The sequence below is a fragment of the Streptomyces sp. NPDC091377 genome, from assembly GCF_044757045.1.
Classification (GTDB): Bacteria; Actinomycetota; Actinomycetes; order Streptomycetales; family Streptomycetaceae; genus Streptomyces.
Map to the genome: position 1 here is coordinate 236,655 of NZ_JBIVUE010000003.1, position 20,280 is coordinate 256,934.

Genomic DNA, 20,280 nt, shown 5'->3' on the forward strand with positions numbered 1-20,280 from the left:
GGCGGGGCGGCGCTGTCGCGCGGGAGTGCGCCAGCCGGGTCAGTGCGGCAGGGCGTCCACCAGGTCCGCCAGCGCCGCCGCGAGCCCGGCGAGACCCGGGGTCGGGGGCCCGCCCGGCTCCTTCATGTACGTGTCGCGGCGGATCTCCACCATCAGCGCGCTGACCCGCGGATCGCGCCCGTAGTACGCGAGCGGTACGTACGTCCCGCTGAACGGGCTGTCCAGCCCCGTCTCCCCGCACCCCGCGAACGCCTCCCGGGCCGCCGACAGCAGCGCGGGCGGGGTGTGGAAGGCGTCGGTGCCCAGACAGACCGGCGGGCGCGGCCCGGTGCCGTGCAGTTCGTAGGGGAGCGGGGCGGTGGGGTAGGAGTGGACGTCGATGACCACGGCCCGTCCGGTCGCGGCCAGCCGGTCGGCGACGGCGTCCGCCATGGCCTGCGCGTACGGGCGGAAGTAGCGGGCGATCAGCGGTTCGGGGTCGGTGTCCGCCGCCCGCAGCACCTCCCGGTGGGTGGTGCGCGTGTAGACGGCGCCCATGCCCACGGCCAGCATCTCCTCCCGCTCGTCGGGGAACCGCTCGGGGTCCACGACCAGCCGCGACAGCCGGTTGACGAACCGCCACGGGGTACGCGCGGCCCGCCGCGCCGCCTCGGCGGCGATCCGGTCGGTGTGCCCGTCCGTGATGTGGTCCAGCTCGCGGGCGAACGCCGCGTCGTCCAGGACGATCCCGGCGCGTACGTCGGCCGGGATCCCGCGCGCCGAGTGCGGCACGTGCAGCAGCACCGGGGAGTCGGCGGCGCCGGGCAGCAGCGTGGCGGCGGGCGGCGGCACGGGGCGGGGCATCGGGCGGCTCCAGGGGGCGTTGTCAGTGGTCTACGGCAGGATCAAGGTGTCACGTCACGAGCGAGGGGGGAACCTCATGCCGATCACCCACGCGCAGGTCGCCGGCCGCGCCTTCCTGGAGCCGATGTCCAAGGACACCTCCTACCCGGCCGGGCCCGTGGGCCGGGGCCGGGACATCCTGGTGCGGCTGTGCGAACGCATCGAGGCGGAGCGCCCCGCCGACCTGGCCGCGCTGTACGCCTTGACGCATGCGGCGACGGAGGAGTTCAACGCGCTCCAGGAGGAGTTCTGGGCGGCCGGGAGCGCGATCGACACGATGGCGCGGGACACCATAGCCACCGACTTTGAACTCATCGCGCGGGCGTACGGCTTCGCGGACGCCGACCTGGAGGAACTGGTGGGGCCACGGGACTGGTGAACCGCCGGGCGTCCGACAGGGCTGCTCAGCCCAGCAGCTCCCGGACCAGCGCGCCCACCTGCCCCGTCTCGATCAGGAACCCGTCGTGCCCGTACGGCGACTCGATCACCCGGGGCCGGTCCGCGGTCGGGATCAGCGCGGCCAGCTCGCCCTGCTGGACCGGGGGATAGAGCCGGTCGGAGTCCACGGCGGCGACCAGTGTGCGCGCGGTGACCCGGCCGAGCGCGGCCCGTACCCCGCCCCGGCCCCGGCCCACGTCGTGCGCGTTCATGGCCTCGGTCAGGGTGACGTAGCTGCCCGCGTCGAAACGGCGGGTCAGTTTGCCCGCGTGGTGGTCGAGATACGACTCGACCTGGTACCGGCCGCCCCGCCAGGGGTCCTCGCCGCCCTGCGCCCCCCGCCCGAAGCGGGTCTGCAGCTCCGCCTCACTGCGGTAGGTGACATGGGCGATCCGGCGGGCGACGCCCAGACCGGCGTGCGGGGCGCGCCCGGTGCCGTGGTAGTCGCCGCCCTGCCAGTCGGGATCGGCGCGGATCGCGGTGAGCTGGGCGGACGCCCAGCCGATCTGTTCGGCGCCGGCGGCGGCCGTCGTCGCGAGCAGCAGCAGCGCGCCCACCCGCCCGGGAGACGACACCGCCCACTCCAGGGCCCGCATACCGCCCATCGAGCCGCCGACCACGAGCGCCCACCGCCCGACGCCGAGCGCGTCCGCCAGCGCCGTCTCGGCGGCCACCTGGTCGCGCTGGGTCAGAAAGGGGAAGGCCCCGCCCCAGGCCCGCGAGCCGTCCGGGCGGGGCGCGGACGGCCCCGTGCTGCCCTGGCACCCGCCCAGCACGTTCGGGGCCACCACGAACCAGCGGTCGGTGTCCAGGGCCAGCCCCGGCCCGACCAGCCCCCGCCACCAGCCCGGCGTGGGATGGCCGGGCCCGGCGTCCCCGGTGACATGGCTGTCCCCGGTGAGCGCGTGCAGCACCAGCACCGCGTTGGAGGCGTCCGCGGCGAGACGGCCCCAGGTCTCGAACGCCAGCCGCACCCCGGGCAGTTCACCGCCCCCCTCCAGCGGCAGGGGGCGCTCCGCCCGCCACCAGCGGCGCCGGCCCGGCGGGTCCCCCTCCCGCCAGCCTCCGGGCGCCGGCGGAAGGGGGGTCCCGGCCGCCGTCACCGTGTTCAGGAGGCGCCCTTCGCGGCCCGGAACCCGGCCTCCAGATCCGCCTTCAGATCGGTGAGGTTCTCGATGCCGACGGACAGCCGGACCAGACCGGGCGCGGTGCCGGTCGCCTCCAACTGGCCGGCGTCGAGCTGGCTGTGGGTGGTGGACGCCGGGTGGATGATCAGCGAGCGGACGTCGCCGATGTTGGCGAGATGGCTGAACAGCTCGACCGCGTCCACGAACCGCTTGCCCGCCTCGATGCCGTCACGCAGTTCGAAGGAGACGATCGCCCCGGCGCCGCGCGGAAGATACCGCTGTCCGGCCTCGTACCAGCGGCTGGAGGCCAGCCCCGGGTAGTGCACGGCGGCCACCTCGTCGCGGCCCTCCAGCCACTCGGCGAGGGCCTGCGCGTTGGCGGAGTGCCGCTCGATCCGCAGGCTCAGCGTCTCCACCCCCTGGAGCAGCAGGAACGCCGAGTGCGGGGAGAGCGCGGGGCCGAGGTCGCGCAGCAACTGCACCCGCAGCTTGATGGCGTACGCGCCCGGCCCCAGCGCCGGCCAGTAGCGCAGCCCGTGATAGCTCGGGTCGGGCTCGGTGAAGCCGGGGAACCGGTCCGGGTGGGCGCCGAAGTCGAAGGTGCCGCCGTCCACGACCACTCCGGCGATCGTGGTGCCGTGCCCGCCGAGGAACTTGGTCGCCGAGTGCACGACGATGTCCGCCCCGTGCTCGATCGGCCGCAGCAGGTACGGCGTCGGCACCGTGTTGTCCACGATCAGCGGCACGCCCGCCGTGTGCGCCACCTCGGCCACGGCCCGTACGTCGAGGACGTTGCCGCGCGGGTTGCCGAGGGTCTCCGCGAACAGCGCCTTCGTGTTCGGCCGGATCGCCGCCCGCCATGCCTCGGCGTCGTCGGGGTCGTCCACGAAGGACACCTCGATGCCGAACCGGGGGAGCGTGTGCCGCAGCAGGTTGTACGTACCGCCGTACAGCGAGGTGCTGGACACGATGTGGTCGCCCACCCCCGCCACGGTCAGGATCGCCAGCGTCTCCGCCGCCTGCCCCGACGCCAGCGCGACGGCCGCCACACCGCCCTCCAGCGCGGCGATCCGCTGCTCGAACACATCCTGGGTGGGGTTGTGGATCCGGGTGTAGATGTTGCCGGGCTCGGCGAGCGAGAACAGGTCGGCCGCGTGCTGGGTGTCCCGGAACACGTAGGACGTCGTCTGGTAGATCGGGGTCGCCCGGGCGCCGGTCGCCGGGTCGGGCACCGCCCCCGCGTGCACCTGCCGGGTCTCGAACGACCAGGCCGAGGTGTCGGGCCCGGTGGGGGACTCCTCCGGGGTGTGGCCGCCGGTGACGGAGTCGATGGGCTGACTGGTCATGGTGGTGCTCCTCGTGCGCGGGAGTGCGGGACCTGCCCCGAGACAAGCACGCCCCAGCACCCCCGCACAGCACACACGCGCACCCTGTCACGATCCCGTCACACGGCGTAACACCACGACACATGCGCGCAACATTCCCGCAGCGAGGCCGACGGCCGACGCCCACGTCCGGCGTCCGGCGTCCGGTCGTCCGATGTCCTCAAGGGAGCGGGAGCGTCCCGCGTGCGCGGGGCCGACTCGACCGCGCCCCCGGCCGGGAAGGCCGGGGGCGCGGTCGAGTCGGGGCAGGGAGCCGGGTCAGCCCAGGGACGCCAGGGTGGTGTTCCAGGTGGCCGACGGGCGCATGATCTCGGCGGCCTTGGCCGGGTCGGGCTGGTAGTAGCCGCCGATCTCCGCCGGGGAGCCCTGGACGGCGTTCAGCTCGTCCACGATCTTCTGCTCGTTCGCGGAGAGCGTCTCGGCGAGCGGGCCGAAGGTCTTGGCCAGCTCGGCGTCGTCGGTCTGCCGGGCCAGCTCCTGCGCCCAGTACAGGGACAGGTAGAAGTGGCTGCCGCGGTTGTCGATGCCGCCGACGCGCCGGGTCGGGGACTTGTCCTCTTCGAGGAAGGTCGCCGTGGCGCGGTCGAGGGTGTCGGCGAGCACCTGGGCACGCGCGTTGCCCGTGGTCTTCGCGAACTGCTCCAGCGACGGGACCAGCGCGAAGAACTCACCGAGCGAGTCCCAGCGCAGGTAGTTCTCCTTGACGAGCTGCTGGACGTGCTTCGGCGCGGAGCCGCCCGCGCCCGTCTCGAAGAGACCGCCGCCCGCCATCAGCGGGACGACCGACAGCATCTTGGCGCTGGTGCCCAGCTCCAGGATCGGGAACAGGTCGGTCAGGTAGTCGCGCAGCACATTGCCGGTGACGGAGATGGTGTTCTCCCCGCGGCGGATGCGCTCCACCGACAGCTTGGTGGCGTCGACCGGCGCGAGGATCCGGATGTCCAGGCCCTCGGTGTCGTGCTCCGGCAGGTAGGCGCCGACCTTCGCGATCAGGTTGGCGTCGTGCGCACGGGTCTCGTCCAGCCAGAAGACGGCCGGGTCGCCGGTGGCGCGGGCGCGGGTGACGGCCAGCTTCACCCAGTCCTTGATCGGCGCGTCCTTGGTCTGGCAGGCGCGGAAGATGTCACCGGCGGACACGGCCTGCTCGATGAGGGCGGTGCCGTTCGCGTCGACCAGCCGGACCGTGCCGGTGGTGGGGATCTCGAAGGTCTTGTCGTGGCTGCCGTACTCCTCGGCCTTCTGCGCCATGAGGCCGACGTTCGGGACCGAGCCCATGGTGGACGGGTCGTAGGCGCCGTGGGCGCGGCAGTCGTCGAGCACGGCCTGGTAGACACCGGAGTAGGAGGAGTCCGGGAGCACCGCGAGGGTGTCGGCCTCCTGGCCGTCCGGGCCCCACATGTGGCCGGAGGTGCGGATCATGGCCGGCATCGAGGCGTCCACGATGACATCGGACGGCACGTGCAGGTTGGTGATGCCCTTGTCCGAGTCGACCATGGCGAGGGCCGGGCCCTCGGCCAGCTCGGCGTCGAAGGACGCCTTGATCTCGGCGCCCTCGGGCAGCGCCTCCAGACCCTTGTGGATGCCGCCGAGACCGTCGTTCGGGGTGAGACCGGCGGCGGCGAGCTGGGCGCCGTACCGCGCGAACGTCTTCGGGAAGAAGGCGCGCACGACATGGCCGAAGATGATCGGGTCGGAGACCTTCATCATCGTGGCCTTGAGGTGGACGGAGAACAGCACCCCGTCGGCCTTGGCGCGGGCGACCTGCGCCGTCAGGAACTCGCGCAGCGCGGCGACCCGCATGACGGAGGCGTCGACGACCTCGCCCTCCTGGACCGGCACCGACTCGCGCAGCACGGTGGTGGAGCCGTCGTCGCCCTTCAGCTCGATGCGCAGCGCACCGGCCTCGGAGATCACCACGGACTTCTCGGTGGAGCGGAAGTCGTCCACGCCCATGGTGGCCACCTGGGTCTTGGACTCGGCGGTCCAGGCGCCCATGCGGTGCGGGTGGCTCTTGGCGTAGTTCTTGACCGAGGCGGGGGCGCGGCGGTCGGAGTTGCCCTCCCGCAGGACCGGGTTGACGGCGGAGCCCTTGACCTTGTCGTAGCGGGCGCGGATCTCCCGCTCCTCGTCCGTCTTCGGGTCGTCCGGGTACTCCGGCAGCGCGTAGCCCTGCCCCTGGAGCTCGGCGACGGCGGCCTTGAGCTGCGGGATCGACGCCGAGATGTTGGGCAGTTTGATGATGTTCGCCTCGGGCGTCTTCGCCAGCTCGCCCAGCTCCGCGAGCGCGTCCGGGATGCGCTGCCCCTCCTGGAGGTACTCGGGGAACAGGGCGATGATCCGGCCGGCCAGCGAGATGTCACGCGTCTCGACGGCGACACCGGCCTGCGACGCGTACGCCTTGACCACCGGCAGGAAGGAGTACGTCGCGAGGGCCGGGGCCTCGTCAGTGTGCGTATAGATGATGGTCGAGTCAGTCACCGGGTGCTCCGCTCCACGTCTGCAACATTGCTCGACATCAAGATATCTCGTACGGATGCCGGGCTCGACAGGGGTTCGCCGACGGCGCCGGAGATCGACTCGATCACACCGCCCGGCCCGGGGACCGGGCGGTCGCGGGATCAGCCGTCGAAGCGGGCGGCGCGCAGCTCGCCCGGCTCCGGCTCCGCGGCCCGCTGGTGCGGGATCACCACCGTGCCCTGCTGGAGGGCCACGGTCCGGGTCGGCGCCGGGATGCGGATGCCCTCCGCGCGATAGCGCCGGTGCAGCCGCTTGACGAACTCGTGCTTGATCCGGTACTGGTCGCTGAACTCGCCCACGCCCAGGATCACCGTGAACCCGATCCGGGAGTCCCCGAAGGTGTGGAAGCGGACGATCGGCTCGTGGTCCGGCAGCGCGCCGTCCACCTCGCGCATGACCTGCCCGACGATCTCGTTCGTCACCCGTTCCACCTGGTCCAGGTCGCTGTCGTAGGCCACGCCGACCTGCACCAGGATGGTCAGCTCCTGCTCCGGGCGCATGAAGTTGGTCATGTTGGTCTGCGCGAGCTGTCCGTTGGGGATCACGACCAGGTTGTTGGACAGGTTCCGCACGGTCGTCTGACGCCAGTTGATGTCCTCGACATAGCCCTCCTCGCCGCTGCTCAGCTGGATGTAGTCACCGGGCTGCACGGTCTTGGCGGCCAGGATGTGGATGCCCGCGAAGAGATTGGCCAGCGTGTCCTGGAGCGCGAGCGCCACCGCCAGACCGCCCACACCCAGCGCGGTGATCAGCGGCGCGATCGAGACACCGAGGGTCTGGAGGATCACCAGGAAGCCGATCGACAGCACCAGCACCCGGGTGATGTTGACGAAGATCGTCGCCGAACCGGCCACCGCGGACCGCGACACCGTCACCGACCGCACCGTCCCGGCGATCAGCCGCGCCGCCGCGACGGTCACCACGAACATGAGCAGCACGGTCAGCGTCTGGTTGGTGGTGTGGTGCACGGTCCGCGTCAGCGGCAGCACCGCGGCGGCGACCGCCGCGCCGCCCGCCACCGCCGCCCACGGCGCGACCGTGCGCAGCGCGGCCACGATCACGTCGTCCCCGCTCCAGCGGGTACGGTCCGCCTGCCGGCCCAGCCAGCGCAGCAGCGTCCGCAGCAGCAGCGCCGCCAGCACGCCGGCCGCCAGTGCCGCACCGGCCAGCATCAGATCGTCCAGGGTCAGCGCACGGGTCACCGCTCACCGCCGCCGGGACGGGGTGCGGTGGCGCACGGGGGCGCCCAGGGCCGGATGAGGGGTCTCGTCACGTAGTCACCTGTCCGGGTTCCGATGAGTACCGGGCCGCTCCGCCCGGTTCGGGATGCGCCCGGCCGCCCCTCCGGGGTCCGGGCGGGGCACGAGCGCTCATCCTGCCGTATCCGGCACACCAGTTCGTACCGCCCGCCGCCCGAGCGCGCGGACCCGGCCGGACCGGCACCAGCCATGCGGGAAACCCGCCGGAACCCTTCTGCCCGCGCGGCCCGCCGCGCACGCGAGTGGCTGGCGGGCGACGACGGGCACGGACCGCCATGGTGGAATCCCTTCCCGACGACGTGATCTCCATCGAGGAGTGACGAGATGGCACAGCAGCAGACCGGTGACGCGACGCCGGTCGCCGTCGTGACCGGCGCCAACCGGGGCATCGGCCACGAGGTCGCCCGGCAACTCGCCGACCGCGGCCACCGGGTGGTCCTCGGCTCCCGCGACCTGGCGAAGGGCCGCGCCGCGGCGGCCCGGATCGACCCCGGCGGCACGCGCGTCACCCCCGTGCGGCTGGACGTCGCCGACGCGGCGAGTGTGACGGCGATGGGGGAGTGGGTGGCCGAGCGGTTCGGCCGCGCGGACGTCCTCGTGAACAACGCCGCGATCCTCTACGACACCTGGGCCCAGGCCCGTACCGCGGATCTCGCGGAGGTGCGGCGGGCCATGGACACCAACCTCTTCGGCGCCTGGCGGGTCACCCAGGCCCTGCTGCCGCTCCTCGAACGCAGCCCGCGTCCGAGGATCGTCAACGTCAGCAGCGAGGGCGGCTCGCTGGCCTCCATGAGCGGCGGCATCCCCGCCTACGCCACCTCCAAGGCGGCCCTCAACGCCCTCACCCGGCTGCTGGCGGGCGAAATGAGCCGCGCGGGGGTGCTGGTCAACGCCGTGTGCCCGGGCTGGGTCGCCACCGACATGGGCGGCGCCGGGGGCCGCCCCGTGGCGGACGGCGCCGCCGGAGTGGTGTGGGCGGCGACCCTGCCGGACTCCGGCCCGACGGGCGGCTTCTTCCGCGACGGGAAGCCTGTGCCGTGGTGAGGGCCGGTGCCGTCGGCATCTCAGGTACGGGCGCCGGGGCTGTCGGGTGCTATCGGACTGGGCCTGGGCACCACCGGCGCCGGTTCACTCACTCCGTGAAGTAGTGGCCCTCGGCCAGGTCCGCCAGCAGTCCCGGGCGTTCCGGGCGCCACCCCACCAGCCCGCGGGTGCGGGCGCTCGACGCCGGGACGTCCATTCCGGCCAGGGCGCCCAGCCAGCCGAAGTGCGCGTGCGCGTCCTCCGGCGGCACGGACGCGACCGCCAGCCCCAGCCCTTTGCCGACGGCCTCGGCCAACTCCCTGAAGGGCACGCCCTCGTCGTCCACCGCGTGCAGCCGCGCCCCCGCGGGCGCCTGCTCCAGGGCCAGCCGGAACAGCCGCGCCGCGTCGAGCCGGTGCACGGCCGGCCAGCGGTTGGCGCCGTCGCCGAGATACCCGGAGACCCCCTGCTCACGGGCGATGGAGATCAGTACCGGCACCAGCGCGTGGTCCCCGCGCCCGTGCACCGACGGCGGCAGCCGTACGACGGACGCGCGCACCCCGCGCCCGGCCAGCGCCAGCGTCGCCTGCTCGGAGGGGGCCCGCAGCGCGCCCGGCGCGGCGGGATCGGCGGCGTCCTCCTCCGTCACCACCCGGCCCTGCACGGGCCCGGCGGTGCCCGAGGCGACGACGAGGGGCCGGTCCGATCCCGCGAGGGCCTCGCCCATCGCCGTCACGGCCCGCGCGTCGATCCGCACCGAGTCGGTGTAGGTGGCGAAGTCATGGATGAACGCGGTGTGGATGACACCGTCCGCCGCGTCCGCCGCGCGCCGCAGCCCGTCGAGGTCGTCGAGCGCGCCGGGGAACGGCCGCGCTCCGGCGGCGGTCACCGCGGCGGCGGCCCGGTCGGAGCGGGCGAGCCCGACGACCGTGTGCCCGGCGGCCAGCAGTTCGGGAACGACGGCACTGCCGATGAATCCGGTCGCGCCGGTGACGAAGACACGCACGGGTGTGCTCCTAGGGGCTCGGGTGACTCGCGAAGGCTTCGGAACGGGCTCGGAGGGCGATGTGCGCTTGCGGTGGGCGAGATGCGGTGCGAGATGCGTGTGTGGTGTGCGAGACGATGTCGCTCGGCTGGGACTCGCGGTTCCACCGCGGAGGCGCTCCTGAGACCCGACTCGCATTACGCCATATGGCGCCGCGTATCACCCCGGCCCCAGAGGGATTCCACCCGAACGTGGATGCCACCGGGACCGTAGGCGCCTCGAATCACCTTCAGCCGCACCAGCGCGCCAGCGTGAGCGCCCCCGGCAGCAGCGGCAGCCACACCGTGATCACCCGGTACGCCGCCGGCACCACGCCCGTGGCCGCGGGGACTAACAGCTAGCTAGGTGCCGCCTGCCGCGTCCACGGGAATCCCAAGGCTTCACTGGGGAGCCGGTGCGGCATACCGTGCGCTCAGCGGGCCCCGCCCCACCTCGGCCCCGGAGCGACAGAACGGCGCACAGCAACACGGCAAGGGAGTACCACGGTGACCATGCGGACCGAGCCGCCTTCGACCCAGGACCGCCTGCCCGACCGGGACCGAACCCCGCCCGACGCCACCGCGCAGCCGCTCGCCGGTCTGACGGTGCTGGACCTCAGCCGGATGCTGTCCGGCCCCTACCTCACGATGGTGCTGGCGGATCTGGGCGCCGACGTGGTCAAGGTGGAGCCGCCGTTCGGCGACATGATCCGCGACCAGGGCCCGTACGCCCCGGAGGACGAGGTCAGGGCCTACGGCGGCTACTTCCAGTCGGTCAACCGCACCAAGCGGGGCATCGTCGTCGACCTCACCCGGCCGCAGGGCGCCGAGGTGATCCGCCGACTGGCCGCCGGGGCCGACGTACTGGTGGAGAACTACCGCCCCGGGGTGATGGAGCGGGCGGGGCTCGCCTACGAGACGCTCGCCGCGCTCAACCCCCGGCTCGTCTACACCGCCCTGCGCGGCTTCGGCGACCCGCGCACCGGCGCCAGCCCGCTCCAGCACTGGCCGAGCTTCGACATCGTCGCCCAGGCCATGGGCGGACTGCTCGGCATCACCGGACCGGCCGGCGGACCCCCGGTCAAGGCCGGACCGGGCCTCGGTGACATCCTGCCCGGCCTCTTCGGCGCGGTCGGCACCCTGGCCGCGCTGCACGAGCGGGAGAGCACCGGACGGGGCCGGTTCGTGGACGTCGGGATGTACGACGCCGTGGTCGCCGCCTGCGAACGGATCGTCTACCAGCACGCGTACACCGGGGCCGTGCCCGGACCGCAGGGCAACACGCACCCCATGCTGTGCCCGTACGGCGTCTTCCCCGCCCGGGACGGCCATGTCGCGCTGGCCGCCGCACCCGCCGACCACCACTGGCGGCTGCTGTGCGAGGCGATGGGCCGCCCCGAACTGGGCACGGACGAGCGGTACGCCACCAACGAGCGGCGCTGCGCCCGGCAGACCGAGGTCATCGGGATCGTCGGTGAGTGGACCGGCCGCCACACCCGCGCCGAACTCACCGCCCTCCTCGGCGGGAAGGTGCCGTACGGCCCGGTCAACACCGCCGACGCGCTCTTCGAGGACGCGCACCTCAAGGCCCGCGGCATGCTCCGGCAGGTGGAACAGCCCGGACTGGACCGGCCCGTCACCGTCGCGGCCGGCCCCATCCGCTACGGGGGCGGCACCCCGCGCGCCCCGCACCGGGCCCCGCTGCTGGGGGAGCACACCGACGACGTCCTGCGCCTCGCCGGATACACGGACGCGGAGATCGCGGCGCTGCGCGAGGCGGGCGCGATCGCGGGACCGACCGGAGCCGCGCCCCAGGGCTGACCCGGGCGGAAACCGGATGGGCGCGACCGGCGTGGCCGGCGCGGTGGTGGGCCGAACCCTGATGCGGGGCGCCTGCTTCCCGACCGCCCTGGCCCGCTTCCTCCCGCACCACCCCCCACGGCCGTCTCCTGGCCGGTCCCTGGCCGGTCCCTGACCGGTCCCTGGCCGGTCGGGTCAACTCCCCTCGGAGGGCGGGTCGGGGCGCCTGCGGATGATGACGGGTGGCAGGGGACGGCTGCCGGGGATGTTCAGGCGGATCCGGGTGGTGAGCCGGGTCTCCGCGCGGGGGCCCGGTGGGGAGGCCGGCGGGTCGTTCTGCTGGTCGCTGACGGTCGGCAGCAGATCCGCCGTCTGGGACGGCGCGGGCGCCGGGCCCGCCGGATCGGGCCAGTGGCGTCGGACGCGTCGGGGCAGGGGCGGGGGCTTGCGCAGCAGGCTGAGCGTCGGGGTGTCGGTCGACGGCCTCTCCTCGGCGTGGCCCGCCGGGTCCGGCGGTCCCGGTGGCTGGAACACCTCCGGGGGAGGCTGCGGTCGCGGTGGCCCCGGCCGGTCCGGCGGCTGCGTCACGCAGTCGGCGCACAGCTGCGGCGTCCAGCCATGGGCACCGTCGTAGCCGAAGGACGGCCGGTGGCAGCCCGGGCAGGCCAACTCCCCGCGCCGCTGCGCCTGGTCGACCAGAAGCTCACGGGTCATCCGCGCCGACGCCTGCGCCTCCGGGTCCTCGTCGGGCTCGGGGAAGTGCAGCAGCAGCTTCAGCCCGGGTTCATGACGGGCGGACGCTTCGAGTTCACTCATCAGCAACTGCAAATCACGGGGAGTGAGCGGGTCATGGGTGGTGAGCCGCTGCTGGACGCTCCGGCCGCCCGGCTGCCGGGACCGCGCACGGGTGCTGCGCCGGTCGGCGTCGGCCCGGTCCCACGCCTTGGTCCACTCCGGCAGATCCGCCCGCCGGACCTCGCAGGCCGCCGCGAACGCGGCCACGAAGGTCCTGCTGGGTGTGGAGTGCCCGTTCAGGACCCGGCTGACCGTGCTGCGCGGCAGCCGTCCCACCCCGCCCGCCCGCGCCTCCAGATCGCGCAGCGCCGGGCTCCCGTCGTCCACGTACAGGTCCACGATCGCGGAGTGCAGATCGGCGAAGTCCTTGACGACACGGATGTGCACGCCGCCGCGGCGTCCGCTGAGCACACCCTGGGCGCGGGCCTCGTCGCGGCGGGCCTGCTTCCACAGCCGTTCGGCCTCCTTGACGCTGAGGTCGCAGCCCTTCGCGTAGGCGGTGACGACGCCGAGGTTCTGCGGCACACTGCGGCCGGAGGCGGCGCGCGCGAGGGTGTCCGCGCTGTAGTCGGTGCGAGCGGCGAGCTGCTGGTAGGTGAGGCCGGCCCGGTCCCGTCCCCTGCGCAGCCAGGTCACCAGGGCCTTGAGGGATCTGCTGCACTGGCTGATCGGATTCTCGCGGCGCCCCATCGGTCCGTCAGGCTTCCGTGACGCGGAGTTCCCCGGTGCCCTCGCGGCGTGGGCCCAGCAGCAGGAAGATGCCGAGGGTGACGGTCTCGGCGGTGACCACGATCGCGCCGAGGGTCGGCGGCCCGGCAACGGCCAGCACGGTGGCGACGACGGCGATCAGGACGGCGATCAGAACGAGAAAGCGGACTTCCGGTACGACGAGGGGATGTGAAGTTCCGCAAACGGGGTGGTTCAAGGGGGTTCTCCGAACGTGACGTACTGCGGGCGAACGCGAGGTGTCGCGCACGAGACGGTTGCCGCCGCCTCGTGGCCCTTGATGGTGCAGCATCCGGGCTTTCAGCACTAACCCCATTGGCCCCCTAACCGCACCCGCGTCCCTTGCCCGGTCGAGTCGAACTGGTGGGCCGCGGACCCCGGATTGCCTGATCAAGTGCCGTGCCGCCGGACGGTTCCCGCAATCCCGTCCCACCTTCCGTTTCCGCACCCACGGTCCTGAGCGGCTTTTCCGCGGTTGCGTCTCGGCAGGTGATAACGGTTTCGGACATGGCGAAACCGTTCTTTTGCCAGGTCAAGGCGGGGTCGGCGAGGGTGTTTCCGTCGCGGTGTCCCGGTGTTGACCCGGTACGGATACGTGCCTGATCTTTGATGACGCAGCGCCGCGGCCCGTGCGGACCGGCGCTGCTCTCCGAAGTACTGCGGGCAGTCTCAGTCACCCGGAGAGGAGCAGCACTCGTTGCCGCGAGGGCTCGCTCACCGTCCTGGCGCTGCCGAAACGCAGCGCCAGGACCCCGGCGGGCCCCTGCACTTGCAGCCACCGGGGCTCCAACAGCCCCTGACGACAGGCCCTAACCGCGGATCATCGACATCAGCAACCCGTGGGTCTCCCGGTCCGCGGCGACGACCAGGCCGCGCCCGGCCGGGGCGAGCGGGGCGCCGTCGATCCCGGTGACCACACATCCGGCGGCCCGGCACAGCGCGACACCGGCGGCGAAGTGCACACTCCCGGACAGGTCACTGCCGTCCGTGACGTACGCGGCACGCTGACCCGTGGCGACCCAGGCCAGCGCGAGCGTCGAGGACACGACACGGGGCCGGAACCGCTCCACGAACCGGGCCCCGGCGAGCAGTTCCACCGCCCGGAAGCCGGGAGCGCCGGGGAACGGGGGGTCCAGATTGACCTCCACGAGCCGCGTCTCGGACGTCGGCACCAACAGGGCGTCGGTCTCCTCGCCCCGCACCCAGGCGGACGCCCCGTCGGTGAAGAAGACCTCGCCGGTGAAGGGATCGGCGACCGCCGCCGCCCCGTCGCGCAGCGCCACGTTGACGGCGACGACCAGGGTGCCGACGGCGTAGTTCAGCGTGCCGCACAGCGGATCCACCAGCCACTGGCGTGCCGCCCGCGCCGCCCCCTGCCGCCCGCCCTCCTCACCCAGCACGGAGTCCTCCGGCCGGGCGGCACGCAGGACTTCGACGATCGCGCGCTCCGCCTCCACGTCGGCGGCGGTCGCGAAGTCCCCGGCCCCCTTGTCGATCCGGGCCAGTGGACGGCCGTGCAGCGCGCGCACCACATCCGCCCCGGCCCGCGCCGCCGCCACCGCGACGCCGCAATCATCCAGCCCCGCATACGAGTCGATCACGCCCCGCAGACTAACGAGCCGGTCCCGGCCCCCGACCCCCGGCCCACGGGCCCGGCCCCGACGCCCCGTCGCCCTCCGCCGCCCATCGCCCCCCCGGCGTCCGGGCCCGTCAACCCGTCAACCCGTCAACCCGTCACCGGCCGGTTCGCTCCCGCGGTGGGTGAGTTCCCCTGCGGCACCAGGGATTTTTGGACATGACGGAGGTGGCGGGGGAGAGGGGCGGGGCGGGTGTGACGGCAGTGGTGTGGCGAGGGTGGCCGGGGTGACCCGTGGGAGAGGGGGCGCCCCGATGCGCGGGTGCGCAAACCCGTCCGCACCGGGTTGACCGAAGCCGCGAAGTGATCACTTTACGCCGGTCCCGACCTGCGCTGCGCTACGGAGCGTTGTGGTTCCGCCCCGGCAGCCAGAGACGACCCGGTCAGCGGTGCCTCCCAGCGGCGTCGACTCCAAGGGGAAGAACCATGTCCACACCTCCCGCACCGCTCCGGGTCGCCCTCGTCAACGGCAGCTTCGAAGAGCCCCCGGTGACCGACTACGAGATCCTGCCGGACTCCTCGCAGACACAGGCGCCCAAACGGGTCCCGGGCTGGCTCACCACCGCCTCCGACCACATGGTCGAACTGTGGCACTCGGGCTTCCTCGGCGTGCCGTCGGCCGAGGGCGCCCAGTTCGCGGAACTCAACGCCAACCAGGTCTCCACGCTCTACCAGGACCTGCCGACCACCCCCGGCACCACGCTGTACTGGCGGCTGTACCACCGTGGCCGCCTGGGCGAGGACACCATGGCGCTGGACATCGGCGCACCCGGCTCCACGGTGGAACAGCGCCGCTTCTCCGACGGCAACAGCGCCTGGGGCTACTACACCGGCACCTACGTCGTCCCGGCGGGCCAGCCCCTCACCCGGTTCGCCTTCCGCTCCATCGCCGCCGCCGGCGGCAACCGCGGCATCGGCAACTTCCTGGACGGCATCTTCTTCGGGACCGCCCCCCGGGTGACGCTCGACAAGGCCGCCATCCCCGCGGGCCCGCTGGAGGTGGGCGATGTCGTCACCTACCGTGTCACCGCCCGCAACGAGGGCGGCGGCGCGGCCGAGAACCTCGTCCTGACCGACGCCGTCCCGCCCGGGACGACGTATCTGCCCGGATCGCTGCGGATCGTCGGCGGCCCGAACACCGGGGCCAAGAGCGACGCCCAGGGGGACGACCAGGCGTCCTACGACGCCGGGACGAACCAGGTCGTCTTCCACCTCGGGGACGGTGCCTCCGGCGCCGCCGGAGGGAGCCTGGCCAACACGGGGTCACTGCCGGGCGGGACCACGGCGGAGTACCGGGTCGTCATCGACCGGGCCAGCGGCGGCCAGCAGATCGTGAACACCGCGACCGCCTCCTACGAGAACCGGCTCGGCGCGACCCCCGAGTCCTTGACGGTGACGTCCGACCCGGTGGTCACGGACGTCGAACCGGCCGCCGACCTGACCGTGGCGAAGGCGGCCGACGCGACCACCGTCACCGTCGGCCAGACGGTCACCTACCGGATCACCGTACGCAACACCGGCCCGAACCAGGCCACCGGAGTCACCGTCACCGACCGGCTCCCCGACGGCCTGGTCTTCCTGTCCGCCGACGGCGCGGGGGACTACGACCCCACCACCGGACGGTGGACCGTGGGCGACCTGGCCGACGGCGCCACCGCCGGCCTCGTGCTGCGGGCCAAGGCCACCACCACCGGCCTGATCCACAACACCGCCACCGCCACCGGCAACGAGAAGGACCCCGACCCCGGCGACAACACGGACACCGCCACCGTCTGCGTCGAACCGCCCCCCTCCTGCTGCGCCCCCTGTTCGTGAGGGAGGTTCAGCACTCGTAGTCGCTGCCGTTGTCGAGGAGGTTCCCGCTGAAGACCCAGCCGGAGGCACCCGAACTGCGGACCGTCACATAGGTCCACTTGCTGCCCGACTCGTTGTTCGTCGAGCAGTGGTAGTCGAGCACGATGCTGCCCACCCGGTTGCCCCCGCACGTGGCGTGGGGGCCGCTGCGGCGGAGCACGCTGGTGCTCGTCGCCTCGCCGCTGGTGGGGTCGATGTTGCGGTGGGAGTGCGTACAGCTCAGGATCCCCGCGGGCGCGGCGCTCGGCGGCTCGCCGGCGACGGCCGGTGCGGCGCTCAACGGCGCGGAGAGCGCCGCCGCCACCAGGGCGAAGGCGGCGACAGTGACACGATTCCTCATGGCAGTTCTCCTCTGCGGCTCTGTCTTCCGGTGCGTGACGGGACGTGCGGAGACCCCCGTCGGCCCATGCCCGTGCCGGTGCCCGTGACAGGACACCGGCGCGGAGCGGACGGGATGGCCATGAGTCTGGGAAGGGCGTTCCAGCCCGGTCAACACTGTGTGGGTGTCCCGGACAGTCCGGTGCTGTCCGGGCAGGTCAGAGCCGTGTCCGGGACTGTTCGGGACGGGGCTCGCGGCGCGTCCCCCGTCCCGCCCCCGGCCCCGAACCCGCCCGATGACATCCACCGGGCCCCGGGAACCGGCCCGGGTCGCCCACGGCGTCGCGGGCCCCGGGCGGACCGGTCAGCGGATCCGGGAGGTGCCCTCCGGGTGAACCGGACGGTACCGAGGTGGCCGCACGCGCCGACGGCGGTACAGCACAAGGGATGTCCAGCCACCCCGAGCCGCCCGCGCCCCCGCCGCCGCCCGCCCCCGCCCCGCCCCCGGCCGTCCCCGAGGGCCTGCGGGTCGCCGCCGCGTACGCCTGGCGGATCGTGGTGGTGGTCGTGGTGGTCCTCGGGGTCTTCTCCGTCCTCGGCCGCTTCCACCAGATCGCCGTCGCCGTCTTCCTGGCGCTGGTGGCCACGGCCGTGCTGCGGCCCGCCGCCGGGCTGCTGGCCCGGAAGCTGCCCCGCCCGCTCGCGGTCGGGCTGACCCTCATCGGCAGCATCGTCCTCGTGCTCGGTGTGTTCGCGCTGGTCGGAGAGGTCGTCGCCCGGCAGGAGAGCACCCTGGCGGGGGAGTTCCACAGCGGCGTGGACCGGGTCGAGCGGCTGCTGGAAGGGCCGCCGTTCCGGCTCTCCCCGCACGCCCTGAGCGACGTCCAGTCCCAGCTCGGCCATCTGCTCTCGTCCCACAGTTCCGCCGTCGTGAGTACCGCCCTCACCGGCGCCGGGCGGGTGATCGAGGTGTTCACCGTGCTCGCCCTCGCCGCGTTCTGCTCGGTCTTCTTCATCCACTCCGGCGAGCGGTACTGGGCCTGGTTCCGCGCCGAACTGCCGGCACGGTTCCGCGGTCGTACCGCCGTGGCGGGGCGGGCGGCGTGGCGGGCCTTCACCGGATACACCCACGGCGTGCTGCTCGTGGCGACGGTCAACGCGGTCCTCGTCGGCCTCGCCCTCACCCTGCTCGGGGTGCCGCTCGCCCTGCCGCTGGCCCTGCTGGAGTTCTTCGCCGCGTTCATCCCCCTGATCGGCTCGCCGATCGCGTTGGCGGTCGCGGTGGTGATCGCGCTCGCGTCCAAAGGGCTGCTGGTGGCGGGGATCGTCGTCGTGCTCATCGTGGTCATCGGGCAGATCGAGGGGCATCTGCTGCATCCGCTGGTCATGAGCTGGGCGGTCCGGCTGCACCCCGTCGTGGTGGCCCTCTCCGTGGTCGGGGGCGCCATCGCGGCCGGGGTGCTCGGTGCCGTGGTGGCCGTTCCGCTGGTCGCCGTGGTCTGGTCGATGCGGCAGGCGCTCCGCGCGCCGGACGCCGACTCCGGCGCCGACCGCCCTGATGGCGGAAGGTGAGGGACGAGAGCACAGTGGATGAGAAGGCTGATCCATCCGAATCATGATGCTGTGACCTCTGTGAGGCGGAAATGACCATATCCCAGAGTGAGAAGGCCGTGACCGACAGAAAGGGCCGTGGGGGCGAGGTCCGCGGCAGGACGACCATCGCGGACGGAGTCGTCTCCGCCATCGCCGGGATCGCGATCCGCGAGACCGACGGGGTGTACTCGGTCGGCCGCGGGACGTCGAAGGCGCTCGGCGCCGTCACCGGCAGGCTGCCCGGATCGTCCGCCGCCGACCGCAGTGTGAAGGTCGAGGTGGGGGAGAAGCAGACCGCGATCGACGTCGACCTCGTGGTGGAGTACGGCATCCCCATCCGCGAACTGGCAGACGAGGTGCGGATCCACGTCACCGACGCGGTGGAGACCATGACCGGCCTGGAGGTCGTGGAGATCAACCTCAATGTCTTCGACGTCCATACCCTGGACGACGACGACTCCGACGGCGACACGAGCGGCTCCGCGGGCGATCGCGTGCGGTGAATCTCCGGCGCCCGCTCCGACACCGTCCGGCACCACCGCCCCCCGGCCGTTCCTGAGGGCGGCGAGCGAACCCCTGCCTTTGCTGATCCGTGACTTCTGATGCAGCTGGTCTATACCAAGCGGTGTGGTCCCCGTACTCTCGTCCGTAGCCAGTAGCACACTGTCCCCCCACCCGGGTTGCGTGCTGGCGCGGGCGGTACGCCACGACAGATCCCGGCCGCCGCGCGACCTGCCGATCACCGCCTCCAGGAGGATCACGGTGAGTTTTCGCACCAGAAGCTCGGCGATCGTCGGCACCCTCTGCCTCGTCGCCTCCCTCGCCCTGACCGCGGCGTCGGCCGATGAACGCGCCGCCCCGGGCAAGGCGGCGAAGGTCACCCTCAAGAACGTCGCCACGGCCCAGAACCCGACGGCCGGTGCCGCCGGTCCCGGCGGGAAACTCTGGATCGCCGAACGCGCCGGCACCGTAAGGGCCCTGGGCGACCAGGGGCTGAGCAGGCCCGTCCTCGACATCACCGCCGAGACCACCACCGACGGCGAACGCGGGCTGCTGGGCATCGCGTTCGACAAGAGGCTCGCGTACTTCTACATCTCGTACACGGACCTCGAAGGCACCAGCACCGTGGACGAGTTCGCCGTACGGCACGGCAAGATCCAGCCGCAGACCCGGCGTACGGTCCTCACCCAGACCCAGCCCTACTGGAACCACAACGGCGGCGACATCACGTTCGGCCCCGACGGACACCTCTACATCGCGTTCGGCGACGGAGGGGCCGGCGGTGACCCGCACGGCAACGGCCAGAACCTCGACACCCTCCTCGGCAAGCTCCTGCGGATCGACCCGAGGGGCGGCAAGCCGTACGCGATCCCGTCGGACAACCCGTTCGTGGACGTGCCCGGCGCGCGGGACGAGATCTGGGCGTACGGGCTGCGCAACCCCTGGCGGTTCTCCTTCGACTCGGGCACGGGCGACCTGCTGATCGGTGACGTCGGCCAGAGCGACTGGGAGGAGATCGACTGGGCCCCGGCGAGCAGCGACGGCGGGGAGAACTACGGCTGGTCCCAGATGGAGGGCACCCATCCCTTCCGCGGCGGCACGGAACCCGCCGACCATGTCCCGCCGGTCTACGAGTACGACCGCACCAACCTGGGCTGCTCGGTGACCGGCGGGTTCGTCTACCGGGGCGGCGCGATCCCGGCCCTCAAGGGCCAGTACGTGTTCAGCGACTACTGCGACGGCACCATCCGTTCCCTGGAGTTGAAGAACGGCAAGGTGATCGCCATGAACGACCTCGGGGTCAACGGCGGCGAGGTCATCTCCTTCGCCCAGGGCGGCAGGGGCGAACTGTACGTGCTCGCCATCGGCGGCAGCGTCTTCCGCATCGACCCGGCGTAACCCCG

General features: G+C 72.9%; 17 protein-coding genes and 1 pseudogene. 7 read left to right on the forward strand and 11 right to left on the reverse strand.

Going from position 1 to position 20,280, the window contains the following annotated elements; translation table 11 throughout:
- Nucleotides 1-39: 39 nt before the first annotated feature.
- Nucleotides 40-843: an N-formylglutamate amidohydrolase gene (locus ACIQNG_RS08780; protein WP_401483400.1), complete on the reverse strand. Its 804-nt coding sequence runs from the start codon at nucleotides 841-843 to the stop codon at nucleotides 40-42.
- A 76-nt stretch (nucleotides 844-919) separates the two neighbouring features.
- Here ACIQNG_RS08780 and ACIQNG_RS08785 point away from each other — a divergent pair, with 76 nt between their 5' ends.
- On the forward strand, nucleotides 920-1,261 hold the full coding sequence (locus ACIQNG_RS08785; protein ID WP_401483401.1) for a DUF5713 family protein: 342 nt from the start codon (nucleotides 920-922) through the stop codon (nucleotides 1,259-1,261).
- Between the two features lie 25 nt (nucleotides 1,262-1,286).
- Here ACIQNG_RS08785 and ACIQNG_RS08790 read toward each other — a convergent pair whose 3' ends face one another.
- The 4 genes from ACIQNG_RS08790 to ACIQNG_RS08805 form a co-directional block, all read right to left on the reverse strand.
- Nucleotides 1,287-2,432, reverse strand: coding sequence for a homoserine O-acetyltransferase (locus ACIQNG_RS08790; protein WP_401483865.1), 1,146 nt, complete (start codon nucleotides 2,430-2,432; stop codon nucleotides 1,287-1,289).
- Nucleotides 2,429-3,793, reverse strand: coding sequence for a bifunctional o-acetylhomoserine/o-acetylserine sulfhydrylase (locus ACIQNG_RS08795; RefSeq protein WP_401483403.1), 1,365 nt, complete (start codon nucleotides 3,791-3,793; stop codon nucleotides 2,429-2,431). Before ACIQNG_RS08795 ends, ACIQNG_RS08790 begins: the two co-directional genes overlap by 4 nt.
- 297 nt (nucleotides 3,794-4,090) lie before the next feature.
- Nucleotides 4,091-6,310: an NADP-dependent isocitrate dehydrogenase gene (locus tag ACIQNG_RS08800; protein WP_401424289.1), complete on the reverse strand. Its 2,220-nt coding sequence runs from the start codon at nucleotides 6,308-6,310 to the stop codon at nucleotides 4,091-4,093.
- 140 nt (nucleotides 6,311-6,450) lie between these two features.
- Nucleotides 6,451-7,551 (reverse strand): mechanosensitive ion channel family protein, encoded by a 1,101-nt coding sequence (locus ACIQNG_RS08805; protein ID WP_401424288.1) that lies wholly within the window; start codon nucleotides 7,549-7,551, stop codon nucleotides 6,451-6,453.
- Nucleotides 7,552-7,932: 381 nt separating this feature from the next.
- Here ACIQNG_RS08805 and ACIQNG_RS08810 point away from each other — a divergent pair, with 381 nt between their 5' ends.
- Nucleotides 7,933-8,652: an SDR family oxidoreductase gene (locus ACIQNG_RS08810; protein ID WP_401483405.1), complete on the forward strand. Its 720-nt coding sequence runs from the start codon at nucleotides 7,933-7,935 to the stop codon at nucleotides 8,650-8,652.
- Between the two features lie 88 nt (nucleotides 8,653-8,740).
- Here ACIQNG_RS08810 and ACIQNG_RS08815 read toward each other — a convergent pair whose 3' ends face one another.
- Nucleotides 8,741-9,637, reverse strand: coding sequence for an SDR family oxidoreductase (locus ACIQNG_RS08815; RefSeq protein ID WP_401483406.1), 897 nt, complete (start codon nucleotides 9,635-9,637; stop codon nucleotides 8,741-8,743).
- 260 nt (nucleotides 9,638-9,897) lie between these two features.
- A pseudogene (locus tag ACIQNG_RS08820) lies at nucleotides 9,898-9,998 on the reverse strand (TIGR00374 family protein); the annotation flags it as partial.
- Between the two features lie 169 nt (nucleotides 9,999-10,167).
- Here ACIQNG_RS08820 and ACIQNG_RS08825 point away from each other — a divergent pair.
- On the forward strand, nucleotides 10,168-11,475 hold the full coding sequence (locus tag ACIQNG_RS08825) for a CaiB/BaiF CoA transferase family protein (RefSeq protein WP_401483866.1): 1,308 nt from the start codon (nucleotides 10,168-10,170) through the stop codon (nucleotides 11,473-11,475).
- A gap of 174 nt (nucleotides 11,476-11,649) precedes the next feature.
- On the opposite strand, the gene ACIQNG_RS08830 is transcribed toward ACIQNG_RS08825, so the two are convergent.
- The 3 genes from ACIQNG_RS08830 to ACIQNG_RS08840 form a co-directional block, all read right to left on the reverse strand.
- Nucleotides 11,650-12,939 (reverse strand): helix-turn-helix transcriptional regulator, encoded by a 1,290-nt coding sequence (locus ACIQNG_RS08830; protein ID WP_401424285.1) that lies wholly within the window; start codon nucleotides 12,937-12,939, stop codon nucleotides 11,650-11,652.
- 7 nt (nucleotides 12,940-12,946) lie between these two features.
- Nucleotides 12,947-13,174, reverse strand: a complete 228-nt coding sequence (locus ACIQNG_RS08835; protein ID WP_401424284.1) for a hypothetical protein — start codon at nucleotides 13,172-13,174, stop codon at nucleotides 12,947-12,949.
- A 610-nt stretch (nucleotides 13,175-13,784) separates the two neighbouring features.
- A complete protein-coding gene (locus tag ACIQNG_RS08840; protein WP_401483408.1) occupies nucleotides 13,785-14,576 on the reverse strand; it encodes an inositol monophosphatase family protein in 792 nt (263 codons plus the stop codon).
- Nucleotides 14,577-15,037: 461 nt separating this feature from the next.
- Between ACIQNG_RS08840 and ACIQNG_RS08845 the strand changes: the two genes are divergently transcribed.
- Nucleotides 15,038-16,426 (forward strand): hypothetical protein, encoded by a 1,389-nt coding sequence (locus tag ACIQNG_RS08845; protein WP_401483410.1) that lies wholly within the window; start codon nucleotides 15,038-15,040, stop codon nucleotides 16,424-16,426.
- Between the two features lie 7 nt (nucleotides 16,427-16,433).
- Here the strand turns inward: ACIQNG_RS08845 and ACIQNG_RS08850 are convergent, their stop codons facing one another.
- Nucleotides 16,434-16,805 carry an SH3 domain-containing protein gene (locus ACIQNG_RS08850; RefSeq protein ID WP_401424281.1) on the reverse strand — a complete coding sequence of 124 codons (372 nt, stop codon included), beginning with the start codon at nucleotides 16,803-16,805 and terminating at the stop codon, nucleotides 16,434-16,436.
- 425 nt (nucleotides 16,806-17,230) lie between these two features.
- On the opposite strand from ACIQNG_RS08850, the gene ACIQNG_RS08855 reads away from it, so the two are divergent.
- The 3 genes from ACIQNG_RS08855 to ACIQNG_RS08865 all read left to right on the forward strand — a co-directional run bounded on the left by ACIQNG_RS08855 (nucleotide 17,231) and on the right by ACIQNG_RS08865 (nucleotide 20,275).
- Nucleotides 17,231-18,355, forward strand: coding sequence for an AI-2E family transporter (locus tag ACIQNG_RS08855; RefSeq protein WP_401483411.1), 1,125 nt, complete (start codon nucleotides 17,231-17,233; stop codon nucleotides 18,353-18,355).
- A 71-nt stretch (nucleotides 18,356-18,426) separates the two neighbouring features.
- Nucleotides 18,427-18,879, forward strand: a complete 453-nt coding sequence (locus ACIQNG_RS08860) for an Asp23/Gls24 family envelope stress response protein (RefSeq protein WP_401424279.1) — start codon at nucleotides 18,427-18,429, stop codon at nucleotides 18,877-18,879.
- A 259-nt stretch (nucleotides 18,880-19,138) separates the two neighbouring features.
- Nucleotides 19,139-20,275: a PQQ-dependent sugar dehydrogenase gene (locus ACIQNG_RS08865; protein WP_401483413.1), complete on the forward strand. Its 1,137-nt coding sequence runs from the start codon at nucleotides 19,139-19,141 to the stop codon at nucleotides 20,273-20,275.
- Nucleotides 20,276-20,280 lie beyond the last annotated feature (5 nt).

Excerpts from the sequence above, each read along its gene's own strand:
- ACIQNG_RS08830 (WP_401424285.1), bottom strand. The coding sequence starts at position 12,939 with ATGGGGCGCCGCGAGAATCCGATCAGCCAGTGCAGCAGATCCCTCAAG.
- ACIQNG_RS08855 (WP_401483411.1), top strand. The coding sequence starts at position 17,231 with ATGTCCAGCCACCCCGAGCCGCCCGCGCCCCCGCCGCCGCCCGCCCCC.
- ACIQNG_RS08810 (WP_401483405.1), top strand. The coding sequence starts at position 7,933 with ATGGCACAGCAGCAGACCGGTGACGCGACGCCGGTCGCCGTCGTGACC.
- ACIQNG_RS08780 (WP_401483400.1), bottom strand. The coding sequence starts at position 843 with ATGCCCCGCCCCGTGCCGCCGCCCGCCGCCACGCTGCTGCCCGGCGCC.
- ACIQNG_RS08845 (WP_401483410.1), top strand. The coding sequence starts at position 15,038 with ATGTCCACACCTCCCGCACCGCTCCGGGTCGCCCTCGTCAACGGCAGC.
- ACIQNG_RS08785 (WP_401483401.1), top strand. The coding sequence starts at position 920 with ATGCCGATCACCCACGCGCAGGTCGCCGGCCGCGCCTTCCTGGAGCCG.
- ACIQNG_RS08795 (WP_401483403.1), bottom strand. The coding sequence starts at position 3,793 with ATGACCAGTCAGCCCATCGACTCCGTCACCGGCGGCCACACCCCGGAG.
- ACIQNG_RS08860 (WP_401424279.1), top strand. The coding sequence starts at position 18,427 with ATGACCATATCCCAGAGTGAGAAGGCCGTGACCGACAGAAAGGGCCGT.
- ACIQNG_RS08825 (WP_401483866.1), top strand. The coding sequence starts at position 10,168 with ATGCGGACCGAGCCGCCTTCGACCCAGGACCGCCTGCCCGACCGGGAC.
- ACIQNG_RS08850 (WP_401424281.1), bottom strand. The coding sequence starts at position 16,805 with ATGAGGAATCGTGTCACTGTCGCCGCCTTCGCCCTGGTGGCGGCGGCG.